Annotated in this window: 22 protein-coding genes; 11 read left to right on the top strand and 11 right to left on the bottom strand. The window is 71.4% G+C overall.

Features of this window, described 5'->3' with window-relative positions; all coding sequences use genetic code 11:
- The first annotated feature begins 39 nt into the window (after nucleotides 1–39).
- Nucleotides 40–1,830, top strand: coding sequence for a thiamine pyrophosphate-binding protein (locus tag K8Z49_RS23745; protein ID WP_412515219.1), 1,791 nt, complete (start codon nucleotides 40–42; stop codon nucleotides 1,828–1,830).
- Nucleotides 1,831–2,290: 460 nt separating this feature from the next.
- On the opposite strand, the gene K8Z49_RS23740 is transcribed toward K8Z49_RS23745, so the two are convergent.
- Nucleotides 2,291–3,913: a GMC oxidoreductase gene (locus tag K8Z49_RS23740; protein WP_412515218.1), complete on the bottom strand. Its 1,623-nt coding sequence runs from the start codon at nucleotides 3,911–3,913 to the stop codon at nucleotides 2,291–2,293.
- Nucleotides 3,914–4,289: 376 nt separating this feature from the next.
- Here K8Z49_RS23740 and K8Z49_RS23735 point away from each other — a divergent pair, with 376 nt between their 5' ends.
- On the top strand, nucleotides 4,290–4,823 hold the full coding sequence (locus K8Z49_RS23735) for an NAD(P)-binding domain-containing protein (RefSeq protein WP_412515217.1): 534 nt from the start codon (nucleotides 4,290–4,292) through the stop codon (nucleotides 4,821–4,823).
- A 71-nt stretch (nucleotides 4,824–4,894) separates the two neighbouring features.
- Here the strand turns inward: K8Z49_RS23735 and K8Z49_RS23730 are convergent, their stop codons facing one another.
- On the bottom strand, nucleotides 4,895–5,251 hold the full coding sequence (locus tag K8Z49_RS23730; RefSeq protein ID WP_218163667.1) for an ArsR/SmtB family transcription factor: 357 nt from the start codon (nucleotides 5,249–5,251) through the stop codon (nucleotides 4,895–4,897).
- An 89-nt stretch (nucleotides 5,252–5,340) separates the two neighbouring features.
- Between K8Z49_RS23730 and K8Z49_RS23725 the strand changes: the two genes are divergently transcribed.
- The 7 genes from K8Z49_RS23725 (at nucleotide 5,341) to K8Z49_RS23695 (ending at nucleotide 11,255) form a co-directional block, all read left to right on the top strand.
- A complete protein-coding gene (locus K8Z49_RS23725; RefSeq protein ID WP_021591324.1) occupies nucleotides 5,341–5,493 on the top strand; it encodes a hypothetical protein in 153 nt (50 codons plus the stop codon).
- A 48-nt stretch (nucleotides 5,494–5,541) separates the two neighbouring features.
- Entirely contained in the window at nucleotides 5,542–7,212 is a 1,671-nt protein-coding gene (locus tag K8Z49_RS23720) for an FAD-dependent oxidoreductase (protein WP_412515216.1), read from the top strand.
- A 697-nt stretch (nucleotides 7,213–7,909) separates the two neighbouring features.
- Complete coding sequence (locus K8Z49_RS23715) at nucleotides 7,910–8,194, top strand: ArsR/SmtB family transcription factor (RefSeq protein ID WP_412515215.1); 285 nt, start codon at nucleotides 7,910–7,912, stop codon at nucleotides 8,192–8,194.
- The gene (locus K8Z49_RS23710; RefSeq protein ID WP_412515214.1) at nucleotides 8,181–9,089 is read left to right on the top strand and encodes an alpha/beta fold hydrolase; all 909 of its coding nucleotides are present in this window, start codon (nucleotides 8,181–8,183) and stop codon (nucleotides 9,087–9,089) included. The genes K8Z49_RS23715 and K8Z49_RS23710 overlap by 14 nt, the downstream gene beginning before the upstream one ends.
- A gap of 5 nt (nucleotides 9,090–9,094) precedes the next feature.
- Nucleotides 9,095–9,586 (top strand): hypothetical protein, encoded by a 492-nt coding sequence (locus tag K8Z49_RS23705; RefSeq protein WP_412515213.1) that lies wholly within the window; start codon nucleotides 9,095–9,097, stop codon nucleotides 9,584–9,586.
- Between the two features lie 659 nt (nucleotides 9,587–10,245).
- Nucleotides 10,246–10,458, top strand: a complete 213-nt coding sequence (locus K8Z49_RS23700; RefSeq protein WP_412515212.1) for a DUF2397 family protein — start codon at nucleotides 10,246–10,248, stop codon at nucleotides 10,456–10,458.
- Nucleotides 10,458–11,255 (top strand): DUF2397 family protein, encoded by a 798-nt coding sequence (locus K8Z49_RS23695; protein ID WP_412515211.1) that lies wholly within the window; start codon nucleotides 10,458–10,460, stop codon nucleotides 11,253–11,255. Before K8Z49_RS23700 ends, K8Z49_RS23695 begins: the two co-directional genes overlap by 1 nt.
- 211 nt (nucleotides 11,256–11,466) lie before the next feature.
- On the opposite strand, the gene K8Z49_RS23690 is transcribed toward K8Z49_RS23695, so the two are convergent.
- The 9 genes from K8Z49_RS23690 to K8Z49_RS23650 all read right to left on the bottom strand — a co-directional run bounded on the left by K8Z49_RS23690 (nucleotide 11,467) and on the right by K8Z49_RS23650 (nucleotide 23,057).
- Nucleotides 11,467–13,134: a (2,3-dihydroxybenzoyl)adenylate synthase gene (locus K8Z49_RS23690; RefSeq protein ID WP_412515210.1), complete on the bottom strand. Its 1,668-nt coding sequence runs from the start codon at nucleotides 13,132–13,134 to the stop codon at nucleotides 11,467–11,469.
- Between the two features lie 3 nt (nucleotides 13,135–13,137).
- On the bottom strand, nucleotides 13,138–14,685 hold the full coding sequence (locus tag K8Z49_RS23685; protein ID WP_412515209.1) for an FAD-dependent monooxygenase: 1,548 nt from the start codon (nucleotides 14,683–14,685) through the stop codon (nucleotides 13,138–13,140).
- Nucleotides 14,682–17,015, bottom strand: a complete 2,334-nt coding sequence (locus K8Z49_RS23680) for a hydantoinase B/oxoprolinase family protein (protein ID WP_412520968.1) — start codon at nucleotides 17,013–17,015, stop codon at nucleotides 14,682–14,684. The genes K8Z49_RS23685 and K8Z49_RS23680 overlap by 4 nt, the downstream gene beginning before the upstream one ends.
- On the bottom strand, nucleotides 17,012–19,123 hold the full coding sequence (locus tag K8Z49_RS23675; RefSeq protein ID WP_412520966.1) for a hydantoinase/oxoprolinase family protein: 2,112 nt from the start codon (nucleotides 19,121–19,123) through the stop codon (nucleotides 17,012–17,014). Before K8Z49_RS23675 ends, K8Z49_RS23680 begins: the two co-directional genes overlap by 4 nt.
- A gap of 132 nt (nucleotides 19,124–19,255) precedes the next feature.
- A complete protein-coding gene (locus K8Z49_RS23670) occupies nucleotides 19,256–20,503 on the bottom strand; it encodes a hypothetical protein (RefSeq protein WP_412520964.1) in 1,248 nt (415 codons plus the stop codon).
- On the bottom strand, nucleotides 20,500–20,745 hold the full coding sequence (locus tag K8Z49_RS23665) for a hypothetical protein (RefSeq protein ID WP_021600373.1): 246 nt from the start codon (nucleotides 20,743–20,745) through the stop codon (nucleotides 20,500–20,502). The genes K8Z49_RS23670 and K8Z49_RS23665 overlap by 4 nt, the downstream gene beginning before the upstream one ends.
- On the bottom strand, nucleotides 20,742–21,410 hold the full coding sequence (locus K8Z49_RS23660; protein WP_412520960.1) for a VOC family protein: 669 nt from the start codon (nucleotides 21,408–21,410) through the stop codon (nucleotides 20,742–20,744). Before K8Z49_RS23660 ends, K8Z49_RS23665 begins: the two co-directional genes overlap by 4 nt.
- Nucleotides 21,411–21,428: 18 nt before the next feature.
- A complete protein-coding gene (locus K8Z49_RS23655; protein WP_412520958.1) occupies nucleotides 21,429–22,193 on the bottom strand; it encodes an Asp/Glu racemase in 765 nt (254 codons plus the stop codon).
- A 117-nt stretch (nucleotides 22,194–22,310) separates the two neighbouring features.
- Nucleotides 22,311–23,057, bottom strand: coding sequence for a TetR/AcrR family transcriptional regulator (locus K8Z49_RS23650; RefSeq protein WP_021598032.1), 747 nt, complete (start codon nucleotides 23,055–23,057; stop codon nucleotides 22,311–22,313).
- Nucleotides 23,058–23,159: 102 nt separating this feature from the next.
- Between K8Z49_RS23650 and K8Z49_RS23645 the strand changes: the two genes are divergently transcribed.
- The gene (locus K8Z49_RS23645) at nucleotides 23,160–24,347 is read left to right on the top strand and encodes a cytochrome P450 (RefSeq protein ID WP_412520956.1); all 1,188 of its coding nucleotides are present in this window, start codon (nucleotides 23,160–23,162) and stop codon (nucleotides 24,345–24,347) included.
- A gap of 822 nt (nucleotides 24,348–25,169) precedes the next feature.
- Nucleotides 25,170–25,478 carry an ArsR/SmtB family transcription factor gene (locus K8Z49_RS23640; protein WP_412520954.1) on the top strand — a complete coding sequence of 103 codons (309 nt, stop codon included), beginning with the start codon at nucleotides 25,170–25,172 and terminating at the stop codon, nucleotides 25,476–25,478.
- Nucleotides 25,479–25,559 lie beyond the last annotated feature (81 nt).

Genomic DNA, 25,559 nt, shown 5'->3' with positions numbered 1-25,559 from the left:
CTGCCGGTATCCGATCCTGAGACAACGAGGACAACTCTCATGCCGAAGTTGACCGGTGGCCAGATCGTCGCCCAGACCCTGAAGAACTATGGCGTCCCCTACGTCGCCGGCATCCCCGGCCACGGAATCTGGTCGCTCACCGACGCCTTCCTAGAAGAAGACTCGCGCATTCCCTTCGTGCAGACCTTCCATGAGCAGAGCGCGGTGCACCTGGCCGACGGCTACTGGCGTGCCACCGGAAAGCCCATGGCGGCCATCACCTCCATCGGCGCCGGCGCCAGCAACACCGTGATCGGCATGGGCACCGCGTTCACCGACTCGACCAGCTGCCTGGTGATCACCGGCGGGCCGCCCACCCACATGCGCGGGCACGGCCTGCTGCAGGAACTGGAACGCTACACGGCCAACGACTTCCCGAAGGTCGCCGAGGCGGTCTCCAAACGGCACTGGGTCGTCACCCGGGTCGAGGAGCTGCCGTTCGTGATCCACCGCTGCTTCAACTCGATGCTGACCGGACGTCCCGGCCCGGTACACCTGGAGGTCCCGATGGACGTGCAGGCCGAGGCCGCGGACGTCGATCTGCACGACCTCACCCGGCGCCTGCCCGTCGGCCGCCAGCACCCCGACCCGGAGGCGATCGAGCGCGCGGCAGGCGTGCTGCGCGGCTCCCGGCGTCCCGTCATCGTCGTAGGTGGCGGCGCCATCACCGCCGACGCCGCCGGCGAGGTGCTCGCCCTGGCCGAACGCTGGCAGATTCCGGTCGTGACGACCTGGAACGGCAAGGGCGCCTTCCCTGAGGACCACCACCTGTTCGCCGGCAGCGTCGGCCAGACGGGCACCATCACCGGCAACCGCATCGCCAGCACCGCCGACGTTGTGGTCTCCGTGGGTTGCCGCTTCACCGACTGGTCGGCGTCGAGCTATGCCAAGGGCATCACCTTCTCCATTCCCGACGCCAAGCTCATCCACATCGACATCGACCCGCACGAGATCGGCAAGAACTACCCCGCCGAGGTCGGGATCGTCGCCGACGCCCAACGGGCCGTCGCGGCCATCGTGGCCGCCCTGCCCGAAAGGCTCCCGGCCCCACGCTCGGAGTATCTGGCCGAGCTGGAGACACTGCAGAATGAGTGGGAGCAACAACTGGCCACCCGCCGGGACAGCGATCGCTTCCCCTTCACCTCCCAGCGTCCGCTCGGCGCGCTGCGCAACGTGCTCCCGCGCGACGCGATCATCGTCGCCGGGTCGGGCAACACCCAGGGCGCGGTCAAGCAAACGTTCCCCGTCTACGAGCCGCGCACCCATCTCACCTCGGGCGGCTTCTCATCCATGGGTTGGGCGGTTCCGGCCGCGGTCGGAGCCAAGCTCGGGCGCCCCGACCGGACGGTGGTCTGCGTCCTGGGTGACGGCGACTTCCTGATGACCGCTCAGGAGATCGCCCTGAGCGTCACCACCGGCGCCCCGGTGATCTTCGTGGTGCAGAACAACGCCGGCTACATGTCCATTCGCGGCGGGCAGCGCAAACAGACCTCTCGCCATATCGGCACCGAGTTCTCCTACCCCGACGGGCGGCCCTACAGCCCCGACTTCGCCGCGCTCGGCCGCTCGTTCGGCATCCAGTCGTGGAAGATCGAGGACGACGCCTCGCTGGAGCCGACCCTGCGGAAGGCCGTCGACTCGGGCGCCCCGGCGCTGATCGAAGTGCCGACCGACCGCGACGCCGCCGGCCCGTGGGTGCCCGGCTGGTGGGACTTCCCCGTCCCGGCCTACATCACCGACGAGCGCCAGGACGAGTACGCGCAGAACCGAGCCACCGAACAGCACCTCTGACACCACCCGGACCGACGATCACCCCAGGTCCACCACCACTCCAGGCGCCGCCGTGGCCCCACGCCGATCCGGCTCGGGCCACGGCGGCCTCCAGTCTGCCCGCCAATAGGGCTGTCGCTTCCCACTGGAGAACAGCGCGAGCAATGAGGCCCGTCACCGGCCGGGAACGGCGTGATCTCTTCGGGCGACTTCCGCTCGACCACGCCGTCCCGACCCGTACCCGGTATGACCTGCTCGGGGAGCCCGAAAGTCTCCGATGACGCGCCCAGCGCTCACCACCGCTGACGTCGCGAGCAGGCCAGGACTTCGCGCTTGCCGGACCATTGACTTAAGGCGAGCGTTGACAGCGCGCACGCAGCTCATCCGCCGCTTGTCTCGTACGTGGTGGGCGGGACAAGCCGCGGGCACCCTCCGTCTCTGACGCGACGGTGCCGGCCCTGCTTCACTGGTGGGCAGTTCGTCAGAGTCCGGCCACGATGGACGGGGCAATCCGGAGGGCGTTGGCCGCGATCGTCAGAGCGGGGTTCAGCGCCGCCGAGGACGGAAAGAACGACGCGTCGGCGATCCAGAGGTTGTCGAGGTCATGGCTGCGGCAGGTCGCGTCGAGGACGCTCGTGGACGGATCATGGCCCGCGACCGCGGTACCGCACATGTGCGAGTTCGTCTCGATGCCCATCTGCTGGGTGAAGATGAAGGGGTAGCCGGCCTTCCGAACGATGCGGGTGACTCGGCGCACGAGTTCGTGGTGTGGCGCGACGTTGGTCGGAACCCAGTCGATGAGGATCCTGTCGCCGTCGACCCGGACACGGTTGTCAGGAGAGGGCAGGTCCTCGGTGGTGAGGTAGATGTCGATGCTGCGGGCGGACATGAATTTCAGCGCCCACATCGGAGCCCACTGCCGTGCGGGCTTGAGCATCGGAGCCTGCAGCTTACCCAGCATCTGCAGGTTGCCCAGTGGATATCGGTTGCTCGCGCCTGCCTCGTAGAAGTCGTTCATACCCAGGGTCTTCTGCCAGTGGGTGTCGTTCGTCCGCAACGGATTGACCCCGACGAGGAAGGTGCTGTTGTGGACCATGTAGTTGCGTCCCAGCAATCCCGAGGAGTTCCCGAGGCCGTCGGGCTGGGCGCGGGTGGCCGATCGCAGCAGCAGCGCCGCGGAATTCACGGCGCCTGCGGCGAGTACGACTCGCCGGGCGTTGATCCGGATGACGCGTCCCAGGTGGCGGGCCTCAGCGGCCACGAGCCGCCGCCCGTCATCGGAGGGCAGCAGACGGGTGACCTCAGTACGGACCATCAGTTTGACATGCCCGGACCGCAAGGCCGGCACGATGACCTTGTTCTCCGCCTCGGCCTTGATCCCGGTGTCGTCCGGACAGCCGTCGGCGGTGGCGACCGCGATGCGCTCGGCCCGGCTCGTGATGTTCATCGCGTTCGGAGTGTGGAACGGGTTGAGGCCTTGGACGCGCATCGACTCCGCGAGGCGTTCGACAGCGGGCTCGTGCGGGAGCGGCGGAAAAGGGTATCGCGTGGAGTGGTGTGGCTCGGTCGGGTCCTCGTCGGTCTGACCGTGAACGTCGAAGAGGCGCTCAGCCTCGCCGTAGTAGGGCTCGAGGTCTTCGTAGGAGAACGGCCAGGCCTTGGACCGCCCCTCCTGATGCTCGACCTCGGTGAAGTCGCTGCGCCGGAACCGGGGCAACGACGCGCCGTAGAATCTGGTGTTCCCGCCGACCCAGTAGTACGTGCCCGGCGCAAAGGGCTTCCCGGTGCGCCCGTCATACCAGTAGCCGGCGTTCTTGTAACGCCCCTTGAGGTACATGTGCACTGGATCGTGGTTCTCCGGCTCGCGCGGCAGGAATCCGCCGCGCTCGACCATCAGGACATGGGCCCCAGCCTCCCGCAGCGCGTACGCCAACGTCCCGCCGCCCATTCCCGAACCGATGATCAATACGTCGGTGTCGATCTCGTCGGCGTCGTCGAGCCGGATGACCGAGTCCGGTGCGAGGCCCTCGGGCGACTCGGCGTCGCGGATCTCCTGCCGAGGGTCGCCGAGCGGGATGTGCGGGTCTGTGTGCCTTGAGGACATGAAAGGTCTTTCTCCGGGATCTCGGCCCGGCAAGTAGCGGGCCCGCCGAGGACGGGCACGTAGTGCGTCGTTCTCTGAACCTCGGATGCCAGGAAACGGCCTCGAGGCGCTCCGAGCCTAAGCAGCCCGGTGAGCCGGCGGACAGAGGCGGACTGTGCAATCCGAACCGACCAGGTTGCATAGACCGTGCAGACTTCGTACTCGCGTCAGATGGCAGAAGCGCGGAGGGCGTCAACGGCCCAGTGCAAGGCCGAAGTGGCATAACACCGTCTCCACGCTTCGAGGGGACACCCTCTTCTCCCCTGCCCGGCGCAGTGCTCTGCCCGGGGCGAAGTTCCCCGGCGACCCGAACGGCTATCCCACCCGGGACGAGGTCGTGGCCTACCTCGCCGACTACGCCGCGCGCCTGGACGCCGGCATCCGTTCCGGGCAGCGTGTCGAGAAGGTCGTGGCCCTCGCCGGTGGTGGTCAGCGCCGGTTCGAGGTGGTCACGGCCGGCGGTGAGGTCTTCACCGCCCCGATGGTGGTCGCCGCGACGGGCGGGTTCAGTCGCCCCTACCGCCCGGATCTGCCGGGGCTGCAGGAGTTCACCGGCACGGTGCTTCACTCCTCGGACTACCGGCGCCCCGGACCGTTCGCCGGGAAGCGGGTGGTGATCGTGGGCGCGGGGAACTCGGCCGTGCAGATCGCGATCGAACTCGCCGATCATGCCCAGGTGACTCTGGCCACCCGGCATCCGCTGCGCTTCATGGCGCAGAAGGCTCTGGGCGTCGACATGCACATCTGGTTCCCTGGACGGTGGCCAGGTCGTGTGGAGCGACGGCACCCGCGAGCACATCGACGTGCTGCTGCTGGCCACCGGGTACCGGCCCGGAGTGGACTATCTGGCCGGGCTGGGCGCGCTGGATGAGGACGGGCTGCTGACGGCCGGCGTGCGCGGCGACAGCGGGTCACGCGCGCCGAAGGCTCCGGCTGCTGGGGTTATGCCGGTGTCAGGGCGGGCAGGGCGAACAAGCCCGACAAGCGTGTCAGCCGCTCTGGCACCGCGCGGTAGTACACCCACGTGCCGCGTCGCTCACCATCGATCAAACCGGCCTGGCGCAGCACTTTCAGGTGGTGGGAGATCGTCGGTCCGGTCAGCTCGAACGCGCCCGTCAAGTCGCACACGCAGGCTTCGCCGCCGTCCGCAGAGGCGATCATGTTCAGCAGGCGTAGCCGCACCGGATCCGACAACGCCTTGAACACCTTCGCCAGCTCGACTGCCTCTGCCTCGTCCAGCATCGGGCCACTCAGGGGTGCGCAGCAGACGTCGGTGGCGGACACATCCTCGATCTCCATCAACTTAGGCATACATCTAATTTGACGGCCATCTACCCAGTGATGCAAACTGGCGCCTGCTTAGACAGACATCTAAACAAGGAGCCGAGATGGAATCGCTGCTCGCCCGGATCGCCGCCCACCGCCGCCACGGCGCCCGCATCACCTTCCGCGAGACCCGCGGCGAGGTCTGCACTCCCGCGTGCCGCTCGGCCGCGCACGTCGACCGCACCACCACCGCCGCCTACCGCGCTCGCCCCTGATCACCTCACCTGAGGCAAGATCCATCACAGAACCACCGAGGAGCCATCGTGAACGACAACACCGGACACCAGGCGCCCGCCGCGTCCGCCGGCGAAGCAGGCTGTTGCGGTGTCGAGGCCTGCTGCACCGACGCCGAGCAGGTCCTGGACCCCGAGAAGACGGTCCAGGAGGCCAAGGCCGAGGCCGGGTGCGGCTGCCTCGCCGAGGGCGAGCAGGACGGTCTGCCGGTCGTGGTGATCGGAGCCGGGCCTGTCGGGTTGGCCGCGGCCGCGCATCTGGCCGAACGCGACCAGGACTTCCTGGTCCTGGAGGCCGGGGACGAGGTCGGCGCGGCGATCTCGGAATGGGGGCACGTCCGGTTGTTCTCGCCGTGGCGGTACGACACCGACGCCGCCGCCCGGCGGCTGCTGGAGCCGACCGGCTGGCGCCTGCCCGAGGCCGAGGCGCTGCCGACCGGTACCGAGCTGGTGCGCGACTACCTGGCTCCGCTGGCGAAGGTGCCCGCGCTGGCGGGGCGGATCCGCACCGGTACCCGGGTGGTGGCCGTCGCCCGTCAGGGGATGGACGTCACCAGGACGGTCGGCCGCCAGGAGCGTCCGCTGCTGGTCCGCGCGGTCGGCCCGGACGGAGCCGTGCACGACATCACCGCCCGCGCAGTCATCGACGCGTCCGGGTCCTGGGGCCGCGGCAACCCGCTGGGGCATTCCGGTCTCCTGGCGCCCGGCGAGCGGGACGCCGCCCCGTACCTGACCGGGCCGCTCCCGGACGTCCTGGACCGCGACCGGGACCGCTTCGCCGGCCGCCACACCCTGGTGGTCGGGATGGGCCACTCGGCGGCCAACACGCTGCTCGCGCTGGCCGAACTCGCCAAGAGCGAGCCTGGAACCCGCATCACCTGGGCGGTGCGGGGCGCATCGGTGGCCCGGCTGTACGGCGGCGGAGACGCCGACGGCCTCCCCGCGCGCGGAGCCCTGGGGACCCGTCTCAAGCAGGCGGTGAACGATGGCGAGATCGACCTGGTCCGCAGCTTCACCATCACCGGCTTCACCGTCCCCGAGGACGGCCCCGCCGCCGGACCCGTCCAGGTCACCGGCGACACCCCGGACGGCGCACGGACGCTCCAGGCCGACAACGTCGTCGCGGCTACCGGATTCCGTCCCGACCTGGACATGCTGCGCGAGGTCCGCGTCGACCTCGACCCCGCCACCGAGGCGCCGGCCAAGCTCGCTCCGATGATCGACCCCAACTTCCACAGCTGCGGGACGGTCCCACCTCACGGCGAACGCGACCTCGCCCACCCCGAGCCCGGGTTCTACCTGGCCGGGATGAAGAGCTACGGGCGCGCCCCCACGTTCCTGATGGCCACCGGGTACGAGCAGGTCCGCTCCATCGTCGCCGCGCTCGCCGGCGACCGCGAAGCCGCCGACACCGTCCAGCTCGACCTGCCCGAAACCGGTGTCTGCTCCACCGACCTGGTCACCGACGACCTGCTGCCGGGAGCCAGCCAGGGTGGCGGCCAGGATGGCGGCTGCGGGACATCGTGCTACACCGAGGCGATGCCTGCCCCTGCCGTCCAGTCCGAGCCTGGTGGCGGGTCATGCTGCGGCTCCGCGGCCCCCGAACCGGTCAGCATCGGCATCGGCGCACCCGCCGGAGTGGGGTTCGCGACCGGGCGCGTGCACGGCTACTCCGGAGAGGCCGAACACAGCGGTGCCTGACGGGGCAACGCCCTGATTCCCGTGCCGGGGCCGGCGGCGGACACCTCCGCCGCCGGCCCCGGCACGGTGTCCCGCGTCCCGCTGCTCGCCCTCTGCGTTACCGAGATCACCAGCTGGGGCGTGCTGTACTACGCCTTCCCGTCCTCGCCTCTGCCATCACCCGCGACACCGGCTGGTCCACCGCGACCATCACCGCCGCGTTCTCCGCCGCGCTCATAGTCGCCGCGCTGGCCGGTGTCCCGGTCGGCCGCGCGCTGGACCGGTACGGCCCCCGCGTCTTGACGACCGGCGGCTCGTGGCCAGCCGGACTCTGCACGATCTCGGCCAGAGGGATCACCGTGTGCCGATCGCTGGCCATGCGAGCCGACCCTCTCCGGCGTATCTCCACGCGATCACCGTGCAGTATCACCGTGGCCAAGTGTGCCTTGATCGCCTGGGGCTCACGCTTGCGGAGGTCAGCCATGGCCGCATCCTCGTACCACTCCGGCGCCCCTGCCCGTCCACTCTCCGGGAACCACCCGGAGTCGCTCTACACAATTACACAAAATAGTGTGATAGTGGGGTTGTGCAGGATGAAGCTCGAGAGTGCTGCCCGCCGGCACACGAACCAGGGCGTCCGCTGACACCACCGGCGCGGGCGGGCAAGCCGCCCCTGGCCGAGCGGCCGTTGCTGACACCGCTTCAAGCGTCGCAGCTGGTGGTGCTGTTCAAGGTGCTGGGCAACGACACCCGCCTGCGGTTGCTGCACGCGCTGCACCGTGGCGGCGAGGTGCCCGTGGGGGAACTGGCCGAGCAGGTGGGGATGCGGCCCCAGGCGATCTCCAACCAGCTGCAGCGGCTGACCGACCGAGGCATGGTGGGGGCTCGCCGGGACGGCAACCGGATCTTCTATTCGATCGCCGACCCGTGCATCCCCGCAGTCCTGGACCTGGCCCTGTGCCTGACCGAGGAGACGGCGGTGGCCGGTGATGACCGGACATGAGCAGAACGATCTGACCAAACGGCACGCCCGGATCGGCGAGAACCGCATCGCCTACCTCGATGAGGGGGACGGACCGCCGGTGGTGCTGCTGCACGGCTGCCCGTTCTCGTCCTTCGTGTGGCGGCGTGTCATCGCCCGGTTGCGTCGACGGTTCCGGTGCGTGGCGCCGGACCTGCTCGGGCTGGGCGACACCGAGACCCCGGCGGACGCGGACTGGCGGCTGCCGTCCCAGGCGGCAGCGATGCTCGGACTGCTGGACGAACTCGGCCTGGACAAGGCGGCCATGGTCGGCCACGACCAAGGCGGCGCGGTCGCGCAGCTGCTGGCCGCGGACCATCCGGACCGGATCACCGCGCTGGTGCTGGCCGACGCCGAAGCCTACGACAACTGGCCCTCATCGGAAGAACTGCCGTTCGTCCGGGCCACCCAGTTGCCCGTCATCGGCCGCACGGTGCTCTGGGCATGGTCGCGGCGACCGCTCTTCCGATGGGCGCTGGCCTCAGGCAAGGCCGTGCACGACCCGGACGCGCTCACCGACGAACTGGTCGACGGTTACATCGCCGCCAACCTCGCCACGGCCCACCGGCGCGCCAAGACCCGCCGGTTCCTGGGCCTCCAACTCGACCCCGCCAATCAGGCCCACACCGCCGCCGCGCTCGGCGCACTCCGCCGATTCGACACCCCGACACTCATCGTCTGGGGTGCCGAGGACGTGCATTTCCCGCCCGAATGGGCCGAGCGGCTGCACGGGGACATCCCCGGCACCCGAGGGCGCCCCGAACGCCTGGTGATCGTGCCGGGTGCCGGTCACCTGCTGATGGAAGAACGGCCCGCTCTGGTCGCCGACCTGCTGGCCGAGTTCCTCACCGCACACACCGACCGGGCCGAAGGGTGAGAACCATGCTGCTGGACGGTGTGATCATCGTGCATATCGGGGCCGGGCTGACCGCCGTCATCACCGGGATCGACGCGATGCGCGTCCCCAAACGACCGGGCCGGCACCCGCGTCGCGGAAGGATCTACCTCGGTGCCCTGGTCCTCGTCGCGGTCACCGCGTCCGGCATCGCCGCCGCCCGCCCCCACACCGCCTACCTGCTGATCCTCGGAGCCCTGGCGCTCGCCGCCGCAGGCGTCGGGTACGCGGCACGCCGGATGCGGTGGCGCGGATGGCAGCGCCACCACATCACCGCCATGGCGATCTCCTACATCACCTTGCTGACCGCCTTCTACGTCGACAACGGCCCCCGCCTACCGCTTTGGAAGCTGCTGCCTCCGATCACCTTCTGGTTCCTGCCCGCCGCGATCGGCCTCCCCTTGCTGCTTCGGGCGCTGCACAGATATCCGTCACGGCCGAGCCACCGTCCGGCTCCCTCCGAGGGGACCCTGCCGTGACCACTCCGACTTCACCTCACCGCCACCTCCATGGGTGGATATCTGAGCAGCCCGAAGGCGCCGCATCGGAAACATCCGTCGCTGCGGCCTGCCTCGGCCCATCCGAAGAGGATCACCTCGCCGCCTTCGACGGGGTCAGGAGCCGCGCCGATCCGTTTCGGAACCGCCGAGCTGACAACGAGCCAACATGGTTTGTGTTCCGCCCGCAGAGGTTCATCCGATCGCCGTGCAAGTACGGAGGGCCATTGATGGGGTGACCCGCCCGTCGAGCGGGCAGGACGAGCTCTGCGCCGGTCGGCTCTGCCGGGCGGTCTCAAGATCGTTGCGCGGGGCGGCGCACCGTTCGTTAGCTTTGCGTGCGCGTTCTAGAGCGCTGCGTGCTCGGTCGTTCAAGGCGGCGGCGATGGCGAGAGGTCGCATACTGGATGCCGCCGCGATTCGACCGAGGATGGTGATGGAGCAGCTGGACCGGGCCATGGGCGTCTTCGTGGAGAGCAAGCGCCGGTTCGTGGTGCATCTGAGGCCCGAGGACGTGGCCGAGGCGTTGCGCCGCGACGGCGGTGCCCCGGTCCCGCAGGAAACGGTCGACAAGGCGCTGGGCAGCCTGGCGGACTGGGGGGAACCTGCGTGCCGACCCCGACACAAGCCGGGTCACCACGGTGGAGGACTTCTACCGGGCCCGCTTCCTGTACCAGCTCAGCCGCGAGGGGGAGGCGGCCGAGCGGGCCTTGGAGGTGTACGAAGAGGAGATCGGCCGTCGCGGGGAACTCCAGGCGGTCGCTCTAAAGGACATCCGGGTGCGGTTGCGCGCATTGAGGGACCTGCCCGGGTATCCCGATCCGGCCGTGGTGCACAACCGCTGCTGGAGCTGATGAACCGGCTGGACAGCCTGGCGGCGAACGCGAGTGCGTTCATGAGCGGGCTGCAACGCACCATCGAGCTCCAGGACGTCGATGAGGAGGCGTTCCTGGTCTACAAGGACCGGCTCATCGCCTACCTGGAAAGGTTCGTGTCCGAGCTGGTCGTCAAGCATCATGACATCGCCGCCACGCTGCGGGCGCTGCCGCCGGAGCGGGTCGCGGACCTGCTGGCGCTGGCCGCCCGGCGGGAGGTCGCGGACGCTGTGCCGGACGGAGCCACTGTGCCGGACGAGCAGGCCGATCAGCCGGTCGCGGTGAGCGCGGCGACGGGGGAGAAGCTGGCGCTGTGGGAGGGGCGCTGGTCGGGTCTGTGGTCGTGGTTCGTCGGCGGACGGGGTCATCCGTGCCAGGCCGACCTGCTGCGCACCCGTGCACGCAAGGCGATCCCGGATCTGCTGGCGTCCGTCGACGAGCTGCGCGACCGGCTGCAGGACGCCAAGCAGCGCATCGCCGAACTCGAGACCGCGATCCGGCGCCTGGACGGCGACACCGCCGGGCGGGCGAGACCCGTGCCAAGGCGCAGGGGCGTGAGGAGCAGCTCACCGAGACCGGCGACCGCCGGGACGCCGCGATCGTCGAACTGCAGCGCTTCGCAGCCACGGGGCTGCTCCAGCTCGGCTGCGCCGTGGAGGTCCCCGACACCGGCGGACCGTGGCCGCCGACCCGGCCGTGCGGCTCGCCCGCCGCGCCGAGGAGCGTCTCCAGGACGTCGACGACGGGGACGAGGCGTGGCGCCGCGCACAGGATGAGATCACCCGCTACTACTCCGATCTGTCGGAGGCGCTGTCGCGGCACGGCCACCACGCGGTGGCCGGGCTCGACGGAGCAGAACATCGTCGAGGCCATCTTCGGGGCCACAGAGGGTGGTGCCTTGCTCCAGCAGCATCTCAGCGCTGCGGGACGTTGGCGCGCTGATCGGGCTGCTCGGTCCCTGACCTCGGCCCAGTGCCGCTGGAGAGGTCATCTGTTCCGGGCCCAGCTGCGCAGGGTCTTCTTGTCAATCTTGTTGACGTTGGAGCGGGGCAGTTCGGGGACCCAGACCAGCCGTTCCGGCCACTTGTACTTGGCGACGCCGAGGCCGTCGAGATGGTGCTGGACCTGTTCCATGGTCAGCTCGGGGCCGGCGGGGACGAGGAAGGCGCAGGCGCGCTCGCCCAGCCGCGGGTCGGGCATGGCGACCAGCGCGGCCTCGGCGATGCCGGGGTGGTGGAGCAGGAGCAGCTCGACCTCCTCCGCGTTGATCTTCTCTCCGCCCCGGTTGATCAGGTCCTTGATGCGGCCGTCGATCGAGAGGCAGCGCCTGCCCCCGAAGACCCGCACCGAGGCCAGGTCGCCGGTGCGGTAGAAGCCGTCCGAGGTGAACGCTCCGGCGTTGTGCGAAGGAGCGTCGTAGTAGCCGGGGATGGTGTACGGGCCGCGGCAGCACAGCTCGCCGGTGACCCCGTCGGGGACGGGGTTCTCGGTGCCGGGTTCGAGGATCACGAACTCGTCCAGGGGCGACAGCTTCTCGCCCACCGTCTGCGCCCGCGCCTCGCGCGGGGTGCCCGGCCCGGTGACGGCGAAGAAGCCCTCGGCCATGCCGAACAGCTGGCCGGGCCAGACGCCGAGCCGCTCGATGTGCTCGATCAGCCGCGGCGGGATCTTGGCGCCGGACAGGATCGCGCGCTTCAGGGTGGGGGCCAGCGCCCCCATGCCCTGGTCGGCGACGTCCTGGAAGTGACCGTGCCCGATGACCAGGTCGGTGACGCCTTCCCTGGCCAGCAGCGGCAGGGACCGTCCCGGGTTCGGCGAGCCGAGGATCAGGCGGGCGCCCACACCGTGCGCCGCGTGCAGGCCGCAGACGATTCCGGCGTTGTGGATGATCGGGATGATGTGCCCGACCCGGCTGGAGGCGTCCCACCCCAGGCACCGGGCGTAGGCGGCCGCGTTGTACCAGTACTCGGCGTGCCGGCGCGGGATCACCTTGGGGACGCCGGTCGTGCCGCCGGACAGCTGGAAGACCGCCACGCCGTCGGGGTCGAGCCGGTCCTGGATCCGCTCGACCAGGCGGCGGGCCTCGGCCGGGTCGGTGTCCGCGCCGAGGTCTTCGAGCCGCAGGCAGCCGGGCCGGTCCTCCGCCGCGCCCGCAGTGATCACGTGCCGCGGTGCCGGCGCGTCGCGCCGCAGCTCGTCCGCCAGGGCGACCAGGTCGAACCTGTCCTCCGGATCGACCTCTACGAGGTGGGCGCGCGCCCCGGTGCGGGCGGCGATCTGGCCGAGCTCGTGCCTGCGGTGCAGCGCGAGCGTCGCCACCGGGACGAGCCCGGCCTTCAGCACGCCGTACCAGGCGAGGATCGTGTGGAGCCGGTTGGTGACCTGGAACAGCACCGGATCTCCGGGCCGCAGCCCGGCGGCGTGCAGGCCCGCGGCCAACAGATCGGTGCGCCGGTCCAGGTCGTGGTAGCTCAGCCGCCCTTCGGAGGCGACCACGGCGGGCCGGTCGCCGTGCCGGACCGCGGCGGCGTGGAACTGCTCCGCGAGTGTCAGCTCCTCCCAGAGGCCGGCCGCGCGGTAGCGGCGGACCGCCTCCGGCGGGAACGGCGGCGCCTTGGCGGAATGGTCGATTTCATCGTGGTCGGCGAGTGCCATGGCTCAGCCGGCCTCCACCAGGTCGGCGCGGCCGGCGACCAGGCCGGCGGCGAGATCGGGCAGGAACTCGCGGGGGCCTCGAACGATCACCGGGAGGCCGCGGCCGCGGAGCCGGTCGCCGAGTTCGAGGCGGTTGAGTAGATCGTCCCGGTCCGGCGGGCCGGCGATCCGGACCGCCGCCGCGTCCGAGCCGGCCGCCTGGTCGAAGCGGCTCAGGACCGCGTCGGCCTTGGGTCCCCACGGATCGGCATCGGCGAACTCGACGTCCACGATCGTGCCCTCTGGCAGGGAGGTCCGGTCGGGGACCGCGATCCTGTCGCGGCGCAGCGGCTGGCGGAGCACGAAGTCGATCAGTGCGTCACCGGTGGGCGGCCGGTCGCCGGGGCACGGGCGGCCGGCATACTCGGCCAGGGCCGCGCCGACGACGTGCGGTGCCGACTCGGCGAACCGGGCCAGGGTCACCTTGCCCGCCCTGGTCATGTACGCGACGAGCAGCCGGTTGACCGGCAGGTCCAGGCGGCCGGGGAAGGAGTCCCACCACCGCCGGCTGCGGGCCGCGACGTCCTGCAGGTGCTCGACGGCGGGACGCCGCTCGGCCTCGTAGTGGTCGAGGGCGTCGGCGAGCGTGCCGTGTTCGCCGAGGGCGGCGACGAGGGCGATGGCGTCCTCCATCGCGAGCTTGGTCCCGGAGCCGATCGAGTAGTGCGCCGTGTGGGCCGCGTCGCCGAGCAGCACGACGTTGCCGCGGTGCCAGCGCTCGCAGTGGACGGTGCGGAACCGCAGCCAGCGCGTCCGGTTGCCGATGAGGGCGTGACCGCGCAGGGGGTCGGCGAAGGCGCGTTCCAGGTAGCGCAGCGCGGTCTCGTCGGACGCGTCGGCGGGACCGGACGCCAGCGCCTCGGTGGTGCCGGCGAAACCGGCGTTCCTCCAGGTCCGTTCATCGGTCTCGACGAGGAAGGTGCTGCGATCGGGAGCGTAGGGATAGGCGTGCGTGACGAAGGTTCCCGCGCTCGTGGTGACCGGCATGAACAGCGCGCTCGGCAGCCCGGCGTCGGTTCCGCACCACAGGTACAGGCCGTCGCCCGACTCGACCTGCGCGCCGAAGTCCGCCGCGTGGCGGTCACGGGTGGCGCTGTTGACGCCGTCGGCGGCGATGACGAGGTCGGCGTCGAGCGCGTCGGCGTCCGCCCGCCGTCCGTGGTGCAGCCGGACGCCGGCCGCCTCCGCGTGCCGCTGCAGCACCGTCAGCAGGGTGGTGCGGGCGATCGCCAGCAGGTTCCCGTTCGGCATGCTCGCGACCCGGTCGCCGACGCGCAGGCTCATCTCGTGCGGATGGCTGTGGTCGATGATGTCGGCCAGGGACGCCTCGTCGGCCTGGCGCAGGTTGTGCTGGGTCCCCGCGGCGAGGCCCACGCCGAACCCGAACGTGGTCTCCGGGGTGGCCTGCTCGTAGACGTCGACGACGCACCCGGGGCGGGCCAGCTTGATCAGCCGGGCCGCGTACAGCCCGCCCGGCCCGCCCCCGAGCACCGCGACCGATGCGAGCCTCATCGGGCCCCGGCCTCGGCGGGCAGCAGCCGCTCCAGCGCGGAGACGTGGTCCGCGTGGTCGGCCGGGACGACGCTGGAGTAGATGGCGGTCCAGCAGTTCGGGCAGCAGTACTGCCGGAAGACCACCGGAGCGTCGACGTAGTCGGCGGCGCGCGCGGTGACCTGGGGCCCGGCGTCCTCGGGCGGTCCGTCGTAGCGTGCGAGCGCCATTGCGGGGCCGTGGCGCCGGTCGCCGAGCCGGTGGCCGCAATGAGCGCAGCCGACGACCGGGTGGCCGCCGTCGTCGACGAGGACGAGATTCACGTCCAGGCGCCTCGCCGCCGCCGGATCGATCGGGTCGGAGTCCAGGGGCGCGTCGATGGCGGCCCGTTCGCGGCGCCGGGCCAGCAGCGCGTCCCGCGCGTCCCGGGTCGCGGCGGTGTCGACTGTTCCGTCCCCGCTCACGACGACGCCGTAGACATCGCGCGCACCGGTCATGGTGATCTTCCCTTCGCGCAGGTCGGCGACGACCGCCGCAGGGTCGCGGCGCAGCGGGTCTCCATAGCCCCCACCGCCCTGCCAATGCATGTAGAACACGTCGCCGGGCGCCAGATAGGTCTGCGAGTAATTCTGCCCGACCTCCTGCTGCCCGCCGACCTCGGCGAGATCGGCGGGGATGCGCCCGCCGCCGAGCGCTCCGGCGACCCCGGTGTCTCGGGCGATGATCTCCAGGCCGGTGTTGCCGGGATGGCCGCCGGCCAGGCCGTTGTTCTGCGCGACGGCTTTGCCCGCCGAGGCCAGCACGAGGCCCATCGGCGTGTTCGTGCTCCACGGCGTCATCGCGAGGGACGCGCTGACCCCACCGCGGTACTGGCCGCTCCCGCCGGAGTCCGGCTCCTCGCGGCGCCACAGCATCAGGATCGGGTAGAGGAACTCCGACATCTCGGTGTCGGGCACCCGTCCCATCGGGATGCAGAACAGCCCGCCGGTGTCCATGCCGTCGGCGTGCGGCCGGGCGCCGTAGCCGCCGGCCATGGGCTCCATCAGGATGTTGAGGAACGGCACCGGCACGTCCCCGCGCTCGTCGAGCCCGGCGATGACGGCGGTGTCCCAGGTGCCGCAGCACGACGCCTGGACGCTGCGGCCGAGCTCGACCGACCGGTCGAGCATCTGCGACAGGCACTCGGCCACCAGGGTCCCGGTCAGCCAGGCGGGGCCGATCGGCCCGCGGCTGACCGCGGCGGGGAAGGTCGCGTTATTGATCGTCCCCTCCTCGGCGATCAGGTCGAAGCAGCGCATCAGCCCGCCCGCCGACCAGGGGATGTCGCCGGCGAGGATCGGCAGCAGCGCGAGCATGACGCCGCCGCGCATCCCCGCGTACGTGCAGTTGATCACGCCCGCCTGCGGGTCGGTGCCGGTGAAGTCGAAGGTCAGATGGTCGGTGGCCTTGGTCATCGCGACCGTGATCTTGTGCAGCCCGCGGTCGCCCTCGTGCGACTGGTCCTGGTAGCCGGTGGCGCGCCAGGTGCCGTCCGGCAGGCTCGTCAGCTTGGCCCGCAGCCGGTGCTCGGCGTCGGCCATCATCCGCTTCATCACGGCCTTGACGGTGTCGGCGCCGTACTGCTCGATGACGGCGAGCAGGCGCTCCCGGCCGACGTTGTTGGCGCCGACCTGGGCACGCAGGTCGAGGCCGACGAGCATCGGCACGCGCGAGCGGCGCACGTACAGGTCCGCTATGTCGTTCTGGATCGTGAAGTCCCGGACGACCTTCACCGGCGGGGTCGGCACCGACTCGGAGAAGACGTCCTGCGCGGCGGGCGAGAACGAGCCCAGCCCGACGCCGCCGAGGTCGGGCTCGTGGCAGATTCCGCTGGTCCAGGCGAACAGCTCGCCCTCGTAGAAGATCGGCTGGTAGACGATCACGTCGTTCTGGTGGAGGCCGCCGCCCACCCAGGGGTCGTTGCACAGGAACATGTCGCCCTCGGCGATGCCGGGGTTGGCGGCGCGGTTGGCGAGCGTCCAGTAGACGGCCAGGTCCACGGCGCCGACCAGCATCGTGTTGTAGAGCCCGACCTGCACCTCCTGGCCGAGCTCGTCTCCGATCGCGAAGTCGAAGTCGTTGGCGTCGGTGACGATCGGCGAGCCGGACATCCGCTTCAGCGCCTCGCCCATCTCCTCGGTGACCGACCAGAGGCGGTGCCGGACGACCTCGTAGGTCAGGGGGTCGAGTGCGTCGATCTGCTCCTGGCTCACCGTGTGCAGCGGCAGCGACGCCGGCAGCGAGGCGGCCAGCGCCTCCGGGTCGACGGGCCGGCTGGCGAACTGCTCGGAGCCTGCGACTGGCATGGTCATCGGGCCGCCTCCTCGCGGGTCATGGTCAGGTTGCCGAGGCCGTCCACCGTGCCGGCGGTGCCGGCGGGGACGACGACGGTCGTGGTGGGCACCTCGACGATGGCCGGGCCGGTGATGCGGTGCCCGGCGCCCAGCGCGGCGTAGTCGTAGACGGCGGTGTCGACGTAGCCGCCGGCACCGAGCCGGATCGGGCGGCTGCCCACGCGGGCCGCGGCGGGGTCCGGGCCGTCGGCCGGCGCGACGGCCGGCAGCGCGGGTGAGAACGGCAGCACGCCGACCGCCCGCACGCGGTAGGTGATCGCCTGCATGCCGGCCTCGCGGAAGCCGGAGCCCTCTCCGTACAGTTCCGCGTAGCGGCGCTCGAACCGTGCGGCGACGGCGGCGATCCGCCCCTCGTCGACGGGCCCGTCGTCCACGGGCACGGCGAGCTCGGCGAGCTGCATGGAGTACCGCATGTCGATCTCGCGGTACAGCCGGACGTCGGCGAACCGCACCTTCTGGCGGGCCAGCCCCTCGCGGACCTGGCTCTCCAACTGCGCGAAGTTCTTCTCGACCGCCGCCGGGTCCATCGGGAACGGCGAGGGGTCCGACAGTTCGGCGGCCAGCGCCAGATCGGAGGCCACCAGACCGTAGGCGGAGAAGGCGGAGGCGACCTGTCCGAGCGGCACCACCACCTGGCCGACGCCGAGTTCGGCGGCGTAGCCGGCGCAGTGCGCGGGACCGGCGCCGCCGAAGGCGTAGAGCACGAACTCGCGCGGGTCGTGCCCGGCCTCGACGACGACCTTGCGCAGCAGGTCGCCGGTCTGGGCGTTCTGGATGGCGTGGATCGCGGCGGCGGCGTCCTCCACGGACAGGCCGAGCGGCTCGGCGACACGGGTGCGGATGGCTTCCCGCGCCGCCTCCAGGTCGAGGGCCCGCCTGCCGCCGAGCAGGCCGCGCTCGGTGAGGATGCCGAGCACGAGGTTGGCGTCGGTGTTCGTCGGCTCGGTGCCGCCCTGGCCGTAGCACGCCGGTCCCGGTACCGCCTGGGCGCTGCGCGGGCCGACCTGCAGGTTGCCGCCGGGGTCGATCCACGCGATGGCACCGCCCCCGGAGCCGATGGCGTGCACCTCCAGCGTGGGGACGTTGATCGGGTGGTGATTGATGATCGTCGTGGACGCCCGGGTCGGCTCGCCGTCGACGACCAGCCCGACCAGGAAGGTCGTGCCGCCGACGTCGGTGCTGATGATGTTGCGGTGCCCGAGCTGCCGCCCCAGCGACACCGAGCCGACGATGCCGCCGGTGAGCACCGAGCCGACCGTGCTGATGGCCGCGGCCGGGGCCTCGCGCGCGGCGACGGCGCCGCCGTTGCTCTGCATGACCAGCAGCGGACCGGTGAGGCCGCGCCGGCGCAGCTTGTCCTCCAGGTTGGACAGGTAGTCGCGCAGCCCCGGGCCGACCTGCGTGCTCATGATCGTGGTGGCGTTCCGGGCGAACTCGCGGATGCGCGGGCTGACCTCGGACGACAGCGATACGAACACGTCCGGGTCGAGCTCGTGCACGATCTCGCGGATCCGGCGCTCGTGCGAGGGGTTGCGGAAGGACCACAGCAGCGACACAGCGATCGCGCGGACGCCGTCGTCCAGCAGGGCGCGGACCGCGCGCCGCACGTCCTCCTCGTCGAGCGGGACGACGACCCGCCCGTCCCGGTCGATCCGCTCGTTGACCTCCCAGGCGTGCCGCTTGGGCACGAGGCCCGGAGGCTTGGTCTGGCCCAGGACGTTCTGCAGCTGGTCCGGCGAGCCGCCGAGGTACCGGCCCTCCACGTTCATAATGTAGATCGAGTCGCGGTGCCCCCGCGTGGTGACGAAGCCGACCGTCGGCACGTTGCCCATCACCAGCGCGTTGAGAGACGACGTCGTCCCGTGCGCGATGTGGTGGGTGTCGGCCAGCACGTCCTCGACGGTCGTGCCGAGCTGCTCGGACAGCGATGCGAGCACGTCCAGCACGCCCGCGGAGTAGTCCGGCGGGGTGGACGGCGCCTTGGCCGCGACGATGTCACCGCTCTCGTCGGCGAGGACCGCGTCGGTGAACGTGCCGCCGACGTCGATGCCGATGACGTATGCCATGTGGGGTCGCTCCTCTGCAGATCGGGGCGGAATCGGCGCCCGCGATTTACAATTGCGTTGATTATTCGACACTATCGTCATTCCGTCAAGAGTCCGCAGGTCAGACCTGCCACGGACGGGCGGCGCCGCGCTTCAGCCGGCCGTGCGGGCGGCGGGGAAGCGCTCGGCCAGCCAGCGGAGCATCACCCCGGCCGCCAGCGCGGCACCGCTCGGACCGCCCTCGGCGATGGGGCCGCCGAAATGCGTCCCGGCCACCTCCGCGCGGGTCAGGTCGTCCGCTCCCAGCGCCGCGGCCATCGCGTCGAGATCGGCGGGGAAGCACGCCTGGTCGCCGCTCAGGCCGATGAGCAGCGCGGGCGCCCGGACTCCCGGGGCGCACCGCAGGAACCCGGCGTTGCTCGACAGCCCCGACCAGGTCGACAGCCAGGCGTCCGGCGTGGCCAGCCGCCCGAACCCGACCAGGCCGTAGTCGCTGAGGTCGGGCCGCCGACCGAACAGCGAGCCGTAGGGCCGCGCGTTGGGGTCCAGCGACAGGTCGGTGCCGCGCAGGTCCGCGTCCGTGCGGTAGACGGTCAGGAGGCGCGGCGCCAGCGCGCGCCGCCGGTCGGCAGGGTCGCCGGAGGCGGCGTAGGCGGCTCGCGCGTCCGCGGCCTCGGCCGCCCGTTCGCGGGCGAGCGCGTCCAGCCGCGCGACCCGCTCCCGCTGCGCCCGCCGGTACCGCGCCACGAACTCGGGCGGATACGACGAGGACGCCGGTGCCGGCACGAACCCGTTGGCGGGGTCGTACGGGTCCAGCGCGGGGTCGGCCGACAGCGGATCGTCCTCGTCCGCGACCGACGGGTCGATCAGCCGCATCAGCAGCTGCCCCTGCCCGACGTGCGGGGCCAGGAACACCGCCGCGTCCGGGACGGGCAGTTCCGCCTCGGCCAGCCCGGTCGACCGCCCCGAGGGGCCGCGCGCGATCCGCTCGTCCGGGGCCGCGTTCGCCTGCTCGTGGTAGAAGGCGAACAGCGGCCCCCCGCCGGAGTGCCCGAGGCTGACCGCGGACACCCAGCCCCGCTCGCGGAGGAAGCACTGGCCGGCCGCGAGGTCCAGCAGCGCCTGCTCGTGCAGCAGCGACAGGTCGTTGTTGGGCGAGCGGGTGCCCTGCGTCCACACCGCGTAGCCGCCCGCGAGCAGGTAGGGGACCAGGACGTGGTGGGTCACGTCCTGCCGCGGGTGCGCGAGGCACACGACGGTCGTGGCCCCGGCGACCGTCCGCAGCACCCCGCCGACCTTCGCCCCGTCGGCCGTGGTCAGCTGATGGGTGCTCTCGGTGGTGCCGGGCGGAAACGCGCCCGCGTCGACCCAGCGCCCCGAGCCGAGCCGCGTGCCGCTCATGCCGGCTCGACGCGCAGAGCGTCCTTGTCGTGCTGGGTGATGCGCGCGGCACCGAGCCCGGCGACGCTGGAGTACCAGACCGCGTGCCGGCAGCCGGTCGCCCGGCGGTCGATCACGATCGCGCCCGGTGAGGTGATCCGGTAATAGGGGCCGACGCGGCCGACGGACACCGCCGGGTCCCGGCCGGCCACCTCGACCACCGGCACGTTCTCGGGGACGTCGAGGACGAACAGCGTGGTCATGCCTGCCCCCGCGCGCTCTGCGCCTCCCGCGCCCCTTCGCCGTGGCGCTCCTGCCACCGTGCCGCACGCTCGACGATCAGCTCGGCCTTGCGCTCCAGCAGCGCCGCCATGCTCGGCTCTCCGGGGCCGGACACGACGTCCACCAGCGCGTCGATCGTCAGGGCCGCGTCGAGGTCCTCCTGCGGCGTGACGGGGCGCAGCGCGCGGGTGACCTCGATCATGTAGCCGTTCGGGTCGTGGGTGTAGATGGACTCGATGGTCTCGTGCCGGATCTGCATCTCCACCGGCCACCGGCTCCCGTCCAGCCGCCGCCGGTACTCCAGCAGGTCCTCCTCGCCGTCGACGTGGATCGCGAGGTGGCGGGAGCGCACGAAGTAGTCCGGCACCTCCGCCGCGAACCTGGAGTACGCGTCGCCCTTCGGCCCGCCCCCGAACGGCGCGAGGCCGAAGTAGTAGAAGAACGCGAGCCGGTCGCCGTTGCCGATGTCGAAGAAGAAGTGGATGAAGTCGGGGTGCTTCTCGGGCCCCCAGCCCGCGGCGCAGATGGAGTGGACGACCGGGAAGCCGAGCACGTCGCGGTAGAACGCGACGGTCCCGGCCGGATCGAACGTCGGATAGGCGACGTGGTCGACCCCGCGGGCCTTGTGAGCGAGCCGCTCGGACATGGTGACAACCTCCTGTCTTTACCGGACGCGGTGGCCCGGCTGTGGAACGTCGAGTCGCAGCAGCCGCCCGGCGCCGGGGACGTCGGCCGGCAGGCCGAGCCCGGTGAGCAGGCTGAAGGCTCCCGCGGTCGCCGCCGACAGCACGGGGAGGCCGAACTCCTCCTCCGCGGCGGCGACGAGGTCCAGCGACGGCATCTGCACGCACGCGGAGATGACCAGCGCGTCGGCGCCGCCGAGGTCGAGCGACCGGGCGGCCGCCATGACGCGGTCCCCCGGAATGCAGCCGACCTCGGCGTTGCCGGCCACTTCGAGCGTCCGCCAGTCCGCGACGGTGAAGCCCTCTGCCTCCAGGTAGCCGACCACCTGCTCGGCGAGCGGCCGCAGGTACGGGGTGACCAGCGCGATCCGCTCCGCGCCCAGCGCGCGCAGGCCCTCGACGAGGGCGCCGGCGCTCGACCTGACGATGGCCGCCGACCCGCCGGCCGCCAGCTGCTCGGCCACCGCGGCCTCCGCCCGGCGGTGCTCGCCGGGGCCGGCGGCCGTCAGCGCGACGAGGCAGGCGTAGAGCAGGGCGTCGACGCCGGCGTCGCCCAGTTCCAGCACGCAGCGTTCCCGCTGGGCGTTCATGGCGCGCAGCTGCTCCGGCGACACGGTCTGCATCCGCATCCGGCTGCCGTGGAAGGAGAAGCGGGCCTGCGGGTGCCGGCGCAACAGCTCCGGCAGCTCCGACTCGACCGTCACATTCGAGCTGGGGACCACCAGCCCGATCCGATACGTACGCACGCCCGACCTCCATGTTTGACTAAAACGAAGATAATTCTACACACGCGTCAAATCACGGGCGACGGACGAACACCGCATCTGCCATGCGAGTCCGGCGTGGAGGGTCCTCGGCCGCCCTCAGTCCCGCTGCGCCGACAGCAGCGTCTCCAGGGCCGTGACGTCCTGCTTGAGCAGTTCGACCACGCGGGCCACCCCGGTGCCGGACGCCTCTCGCGGGTCGCCCGCCAGCACCGTCGCCACCGCCATACCCGCCAGCTCCGTCACGACGCGCCGATCGGCCTCGTCGTCACCGGGCTTGTGCCACCAGGCGACCCAGTTGCACAGGCCGATGATGCCGAGCGCCGCGACGCGGGGATCGACCGCGCGCAGCTCGCCGGTTCCGATGCCTTCGGAGATGAGCGCGGTGAACTCGCGCAGCACGTCCCGCCGCGCGGTGTCGTAGGCCTCGGAGATCTCGTCCGGGAGGTCGGCCTCGGACCGGATCAGCAGCCGGAACCGCTCGGGGTGCCGCGCCTGCAGTCGCGCCACCGACGCCGCCATCTCCCGCAGCCGGTCGGCGACGGACAGGTCCTCGCGCATCCGCGTCTGCCGCAGCTCGCTCGCCGGCCCGACGGCGACCTCCTTGACCAGCCGCAGCAGGAGCGCTTCCTTGCTGGGGAAGTAGTGGTAGAGGGCCGGGCGCGTCAGCCCGGTCTCCCGGGCGATGTCCTGAAGGCTCGTCCCCGCGTAACCGCGCGCGGCGAACAACTCGGTCGCCGCGTCGAGGATCTGCCCCTCGACGAGCGAGCGGCGCGTCCCCGCCGCCGGAGCCTCGGCTCGCTTCGCGCGGCGCCCTTTCGATGTGTTCTTCCCCTCTGCGTTCACACGGCGAACCCTAGCGACTCCTTGTCATGACGTTGACGTTCACCACAGACGTTGAATAATCTACGCAGGTGTCAAATGTCACATGCTTCGAAGGAGGCTCGCATGGACGATGGCAAGAGCGCGGCGTTCGACCCCCTGGCGGTCGCCCCGGTCGACGTCCTGCGGCGCGGCCTGGCCGAGCAGCGCGCGTCGGGCTGCCCGGTGTCGCACGTCGCTCCCGGGCTGGGCTTCGTGTCACGGCACGAGTTCGCCCGCAAGGCCCTGCTCGACTCGGACGCGCTGAGCAACGAGGGCAACTTCGTACTGGAGGGTGACGGGGACGGACCGCCGCCGCCGTCCCTGATCACCCAGAGCGATCCCCCTGAGCACACCGCCCTGCGCGACCTGCTGCGCCCCGGCTTCGCCCGCACCCCGATCGCCGAAGCCACGCCGTGGATCACCGAGCGGGTGCACGAGCTGGTCGGCGCGCTGCCCGACGGCGGTCCGGCCGACGTGGTCGGCGACATCGCGCTGCCGCTGACCGCGACGGTCATCGCCCGGCTGGTCGGCGTACCGAACGAGGACGCCGACGAACTGGCCCGGCTCTCCCTGGCCATCACCGCGATGCTGCCCGCGAGCTTCGTCGGCAGCGACGAATGGCGGCGGCTGGAGTCGTACTTCACCGCCGCGGCCGTTCAGCGCCGCGCGGCCGCCGAGCAGCCCGACGACCTGCTGACCCGCCTGGCCGCAGGCCGGATCGACGGGCGCCCGCTCTCGGACCGGGAGGTCGCGTTTCACGCCTGGCAGCTTTTCGTCGCCGGACTCGAAAGCACCGCGTACACGATCGGCTCGACCGTGTACCAGCTGCTCAGCGTCCCGGACCGCTGGAAGGCTCTTCTCGCGGACCGCTCCATGCTGCCCGACGTCCGCGAGGAGGGGCTGCGGCACGGATCGGCCATCCGCTGGGTCTTCCGCACAGTGCGCCGTACGGCCGACCTCGGCGGCGAACCGCTCCAGGCCGGCGACCGCATGATCATCGGCCTGGAGTCGGCGAACTTCGACACGGCGGTGTTCGGCCCGGACGCCGACGAGTTCGACCCGCGGCGCCGCACCGCGCGCCGTCACATGTCCTTTGGCCACGGCATCCACCTGTGCCTCGGCGCCGAACTCGCCCGCCTGGAGATCTCCGCGACGCTGGAGGTCCTCCTGGACCGCCTGCCCGGACTCCGCCTCCTCACCCCCGACGCCCCCTACCAGGAGGTCCAGAGCCCGATGTTCTGCGGCCCCCAGCGCCTGGACGTCACCTGGTGACCGAGCGGACGGCAAGCCACCCTCCGCCGGATGGGCATTAGCGTCTGAGGCCCGCCTGGGGCCACAAACAGCGACCTCCATCCGCGCCTGGTCGGCGCCGACAGGCCTCACCATCCGACCCCCGGGTGGGTGGCGCCTCGGCGGGTGGCGGAGACCTGGCCAAGGCGGTTCGCGCCGCGGTGGTCGACAAGCGGGCCGGTGGCATGGGCCTGACCGTCGGACGCGAGTCCTTTCAACGTCCCCGGCCCCGATTGAACGGCGCCACCACCGTCGCCAACCAGGGCCTGGCCGCCGGGGCCGCCAAGTTCACCGCCTGGAAGGCTGCTGGTACGGCGACGGCGGCATCTACTTCAATTCCACCAGCGGAGGCGACGCCAAGAACGGCGACGCCCCAGGCGCCGACGGGTTCCGCGGGGGCTACGGGCAGGTCTGGTGCTTCCACCCTGTTCGTCAACACCCTCGGCTCCACCACCGACCTGACACCGCCCGGCCGTACCTATGCCATCACCGGGCCCTGGCGCCGCGGCCGCTTTGACCATCCGGATCCGGCAGAGCGGACCGGCCACGGGCCAGACGGCCCCAGGCCGGCGCCCCTGTTCCAGTCGCGCTAGGGGTTGAAGGGATCGCCCTAGCGGGACTGGGCTCGGGGCTGCACTGGCCCGGCAGTTTGCGGCCGCACCGGCCTGCTGCGGTGACCAACGGTGTGCACTAGACGGAAGGCGGTGGACGGTCACGGCGTGCGGGCGTGATGCGCCGCACTTTGTCCAGCTCAGTGCCGGTGGGTGGGACCGCGGCGACTCGTCGTTGTATCATTCTGTGGTGATGTCAGTTCAAACTGATCTATTGAGGACGCTGGCCGACCCGCTGCGCGCCCAGATCGTGTCGCTGCTGGCCGCTGAGGCGCTGTGCAACTGTCACCTCGTGGAGGAGACCGGCGCCAGGCAGACCAACATCTCCAACCATCTGCGGGCGCTGCGTGAAGCCGGACTGGTGGAGACCGAGCCCTGCGGGCGGTTCACCTACTACCGGCTGCGGCCCGAAGCGCTGGAGCAGGTGGCGGGTGAACTCGGCGAGCTGGCGGCCGCCGCCCGCGACGTCCAGACCCACCGGCGAAAGAGGCCGTGCACGTGACCAGCACGCAGGACTCCGGCACCACGACTCGTCCGCGGGAAGCCGGGGTGGTCGCGGGGCTGTCGACCCTCGACCGGTTCC

The organism is Actinomadura madurae, from assembly GCF_047130825.1.
Classification (GTDB): Bacteria; Actinomycetota; Actinomycetes; order Streptosporangiales; family Streptosporangiaceae; genus Spirillospora; species Spirillospora madurae.
This window is presented reverse-complemented; position numbering and strand designations above follow the sequence as displayed.

Bases quoted from the DNA above. Each gene is read 5' to 3' on its own strand.
- K8Z49_RS23745 (WP_412515219.1), top strand. From the start codon at position 40: ATGCCGAAGTTGACCGGTGGCCAGATCGTCGCCCAGACCCTGAAGAAC.
- K8Z49_RS23740 (WP_412515218.1), bottom strand. From the start codon at position 3,913: ATGTCCTCAAGGCACACAGACCCGCACATCCCGCTCGGCGACCCTCGG.
- K8Z49_RS23730 (WP_218163667.1), bottom strand. From the start codon at position 5,251: ATGGAGATCGAGGATGTGTCCGCCACCGACGTCTGCTGCGCACCCCTG.
- K8Z49_RS23725 (WP_021591324.1), top strand. From the start codon at position 5,341: ATGGAATCGCTGCTCGCCCGGATCGCCGCCCACCGCCGCCACGGCGCC.
- K8Z49_RS23710 (WP_412515214.1), top strand. From the start codon at position 8,181: ATGACCGGACATGAGCAGAACGATCTGACCAAACGGCACGCCCGGATC.
- K8Z49_RS23705 (WP_412515213.1), top strand. From the start codon at position 9,095: ATGCTGCTGGACGGTGTGATCATCGTGCATATCGGGGCCGGGCTGACC.
- K8Z49_RS23695 (WP_412515211.1), top strand. From the start codon at position 10,458: ATGAACCGGCTGGACAGCCTGGCGGCGAACGCGAGTGCGTTCATGAGC.
- K8Z49_RS23690 (WP_412515210.1), bottom strand. From the start codon at position 13,134: ATGGCACTCGCCGACCACGATGAAATCGACCATTCCGCCAAGGCGCCG.
- K8Z49_RS23685 (WP_412515209.1), bottom strand. From the start codon at position 14,685: ATGAGGCTCGCATCGGTCGCGGTGCTCGGGGGCGGGCCGGGCGGGCTG.
- K8Z49_RS23680 (WP_412520968.1), bottom strand. From the start codon at position 17,015: ATGACCATGCCAGTCGCAGGCTCCGAGCAGTTCGCCAGCCGGCCCGTC.
- K8Z49_RS23675 (WP_412520966.1), bottom strand. From the start codon at position 19,123: ATGGCATACGTCATCGGCATCGACGTCGGCGGCACGTTCACCGACGCG.
- K8Z49_RS23670 (WP_412520964.1), bottom strand. From the start codon at position 20,503: ATGAGCGGCACGCGGCTCGGCTCGGGGCGCTGGGTCGACGCGGGCGCG.
- K8Z49_RS23665 (WP_021600373.1), bottom strand. From the start codon at position 20,745: ATGACCACGCTGTTCGTCCTCGACGTCCCCGAGAACGTGCCGGTGGTC.
- K8Z49_RS23660 (WP_412520960.1), bottom strand. From the start codon at position 21,410: ATGTCCGAGCGGCTCGCTCACAAGGCCCGCGGGGTCGACCACGTCGCC.
- K8Z49_RS23645 (WP_412520956.1), top strand. From the start codon at position 23,160: ATGGACGATGGCAAGAGCGCGGCGTTCGACCCCCTGGCGGTCGCCCCG.
- K8Z49_RS23640 (WP_412520954.1), top strand. From the start codon at position 25,170: ATGTCAGTTCAAACTGATCTATTGAGGACGCTGGCCGACCCGCTGCGC.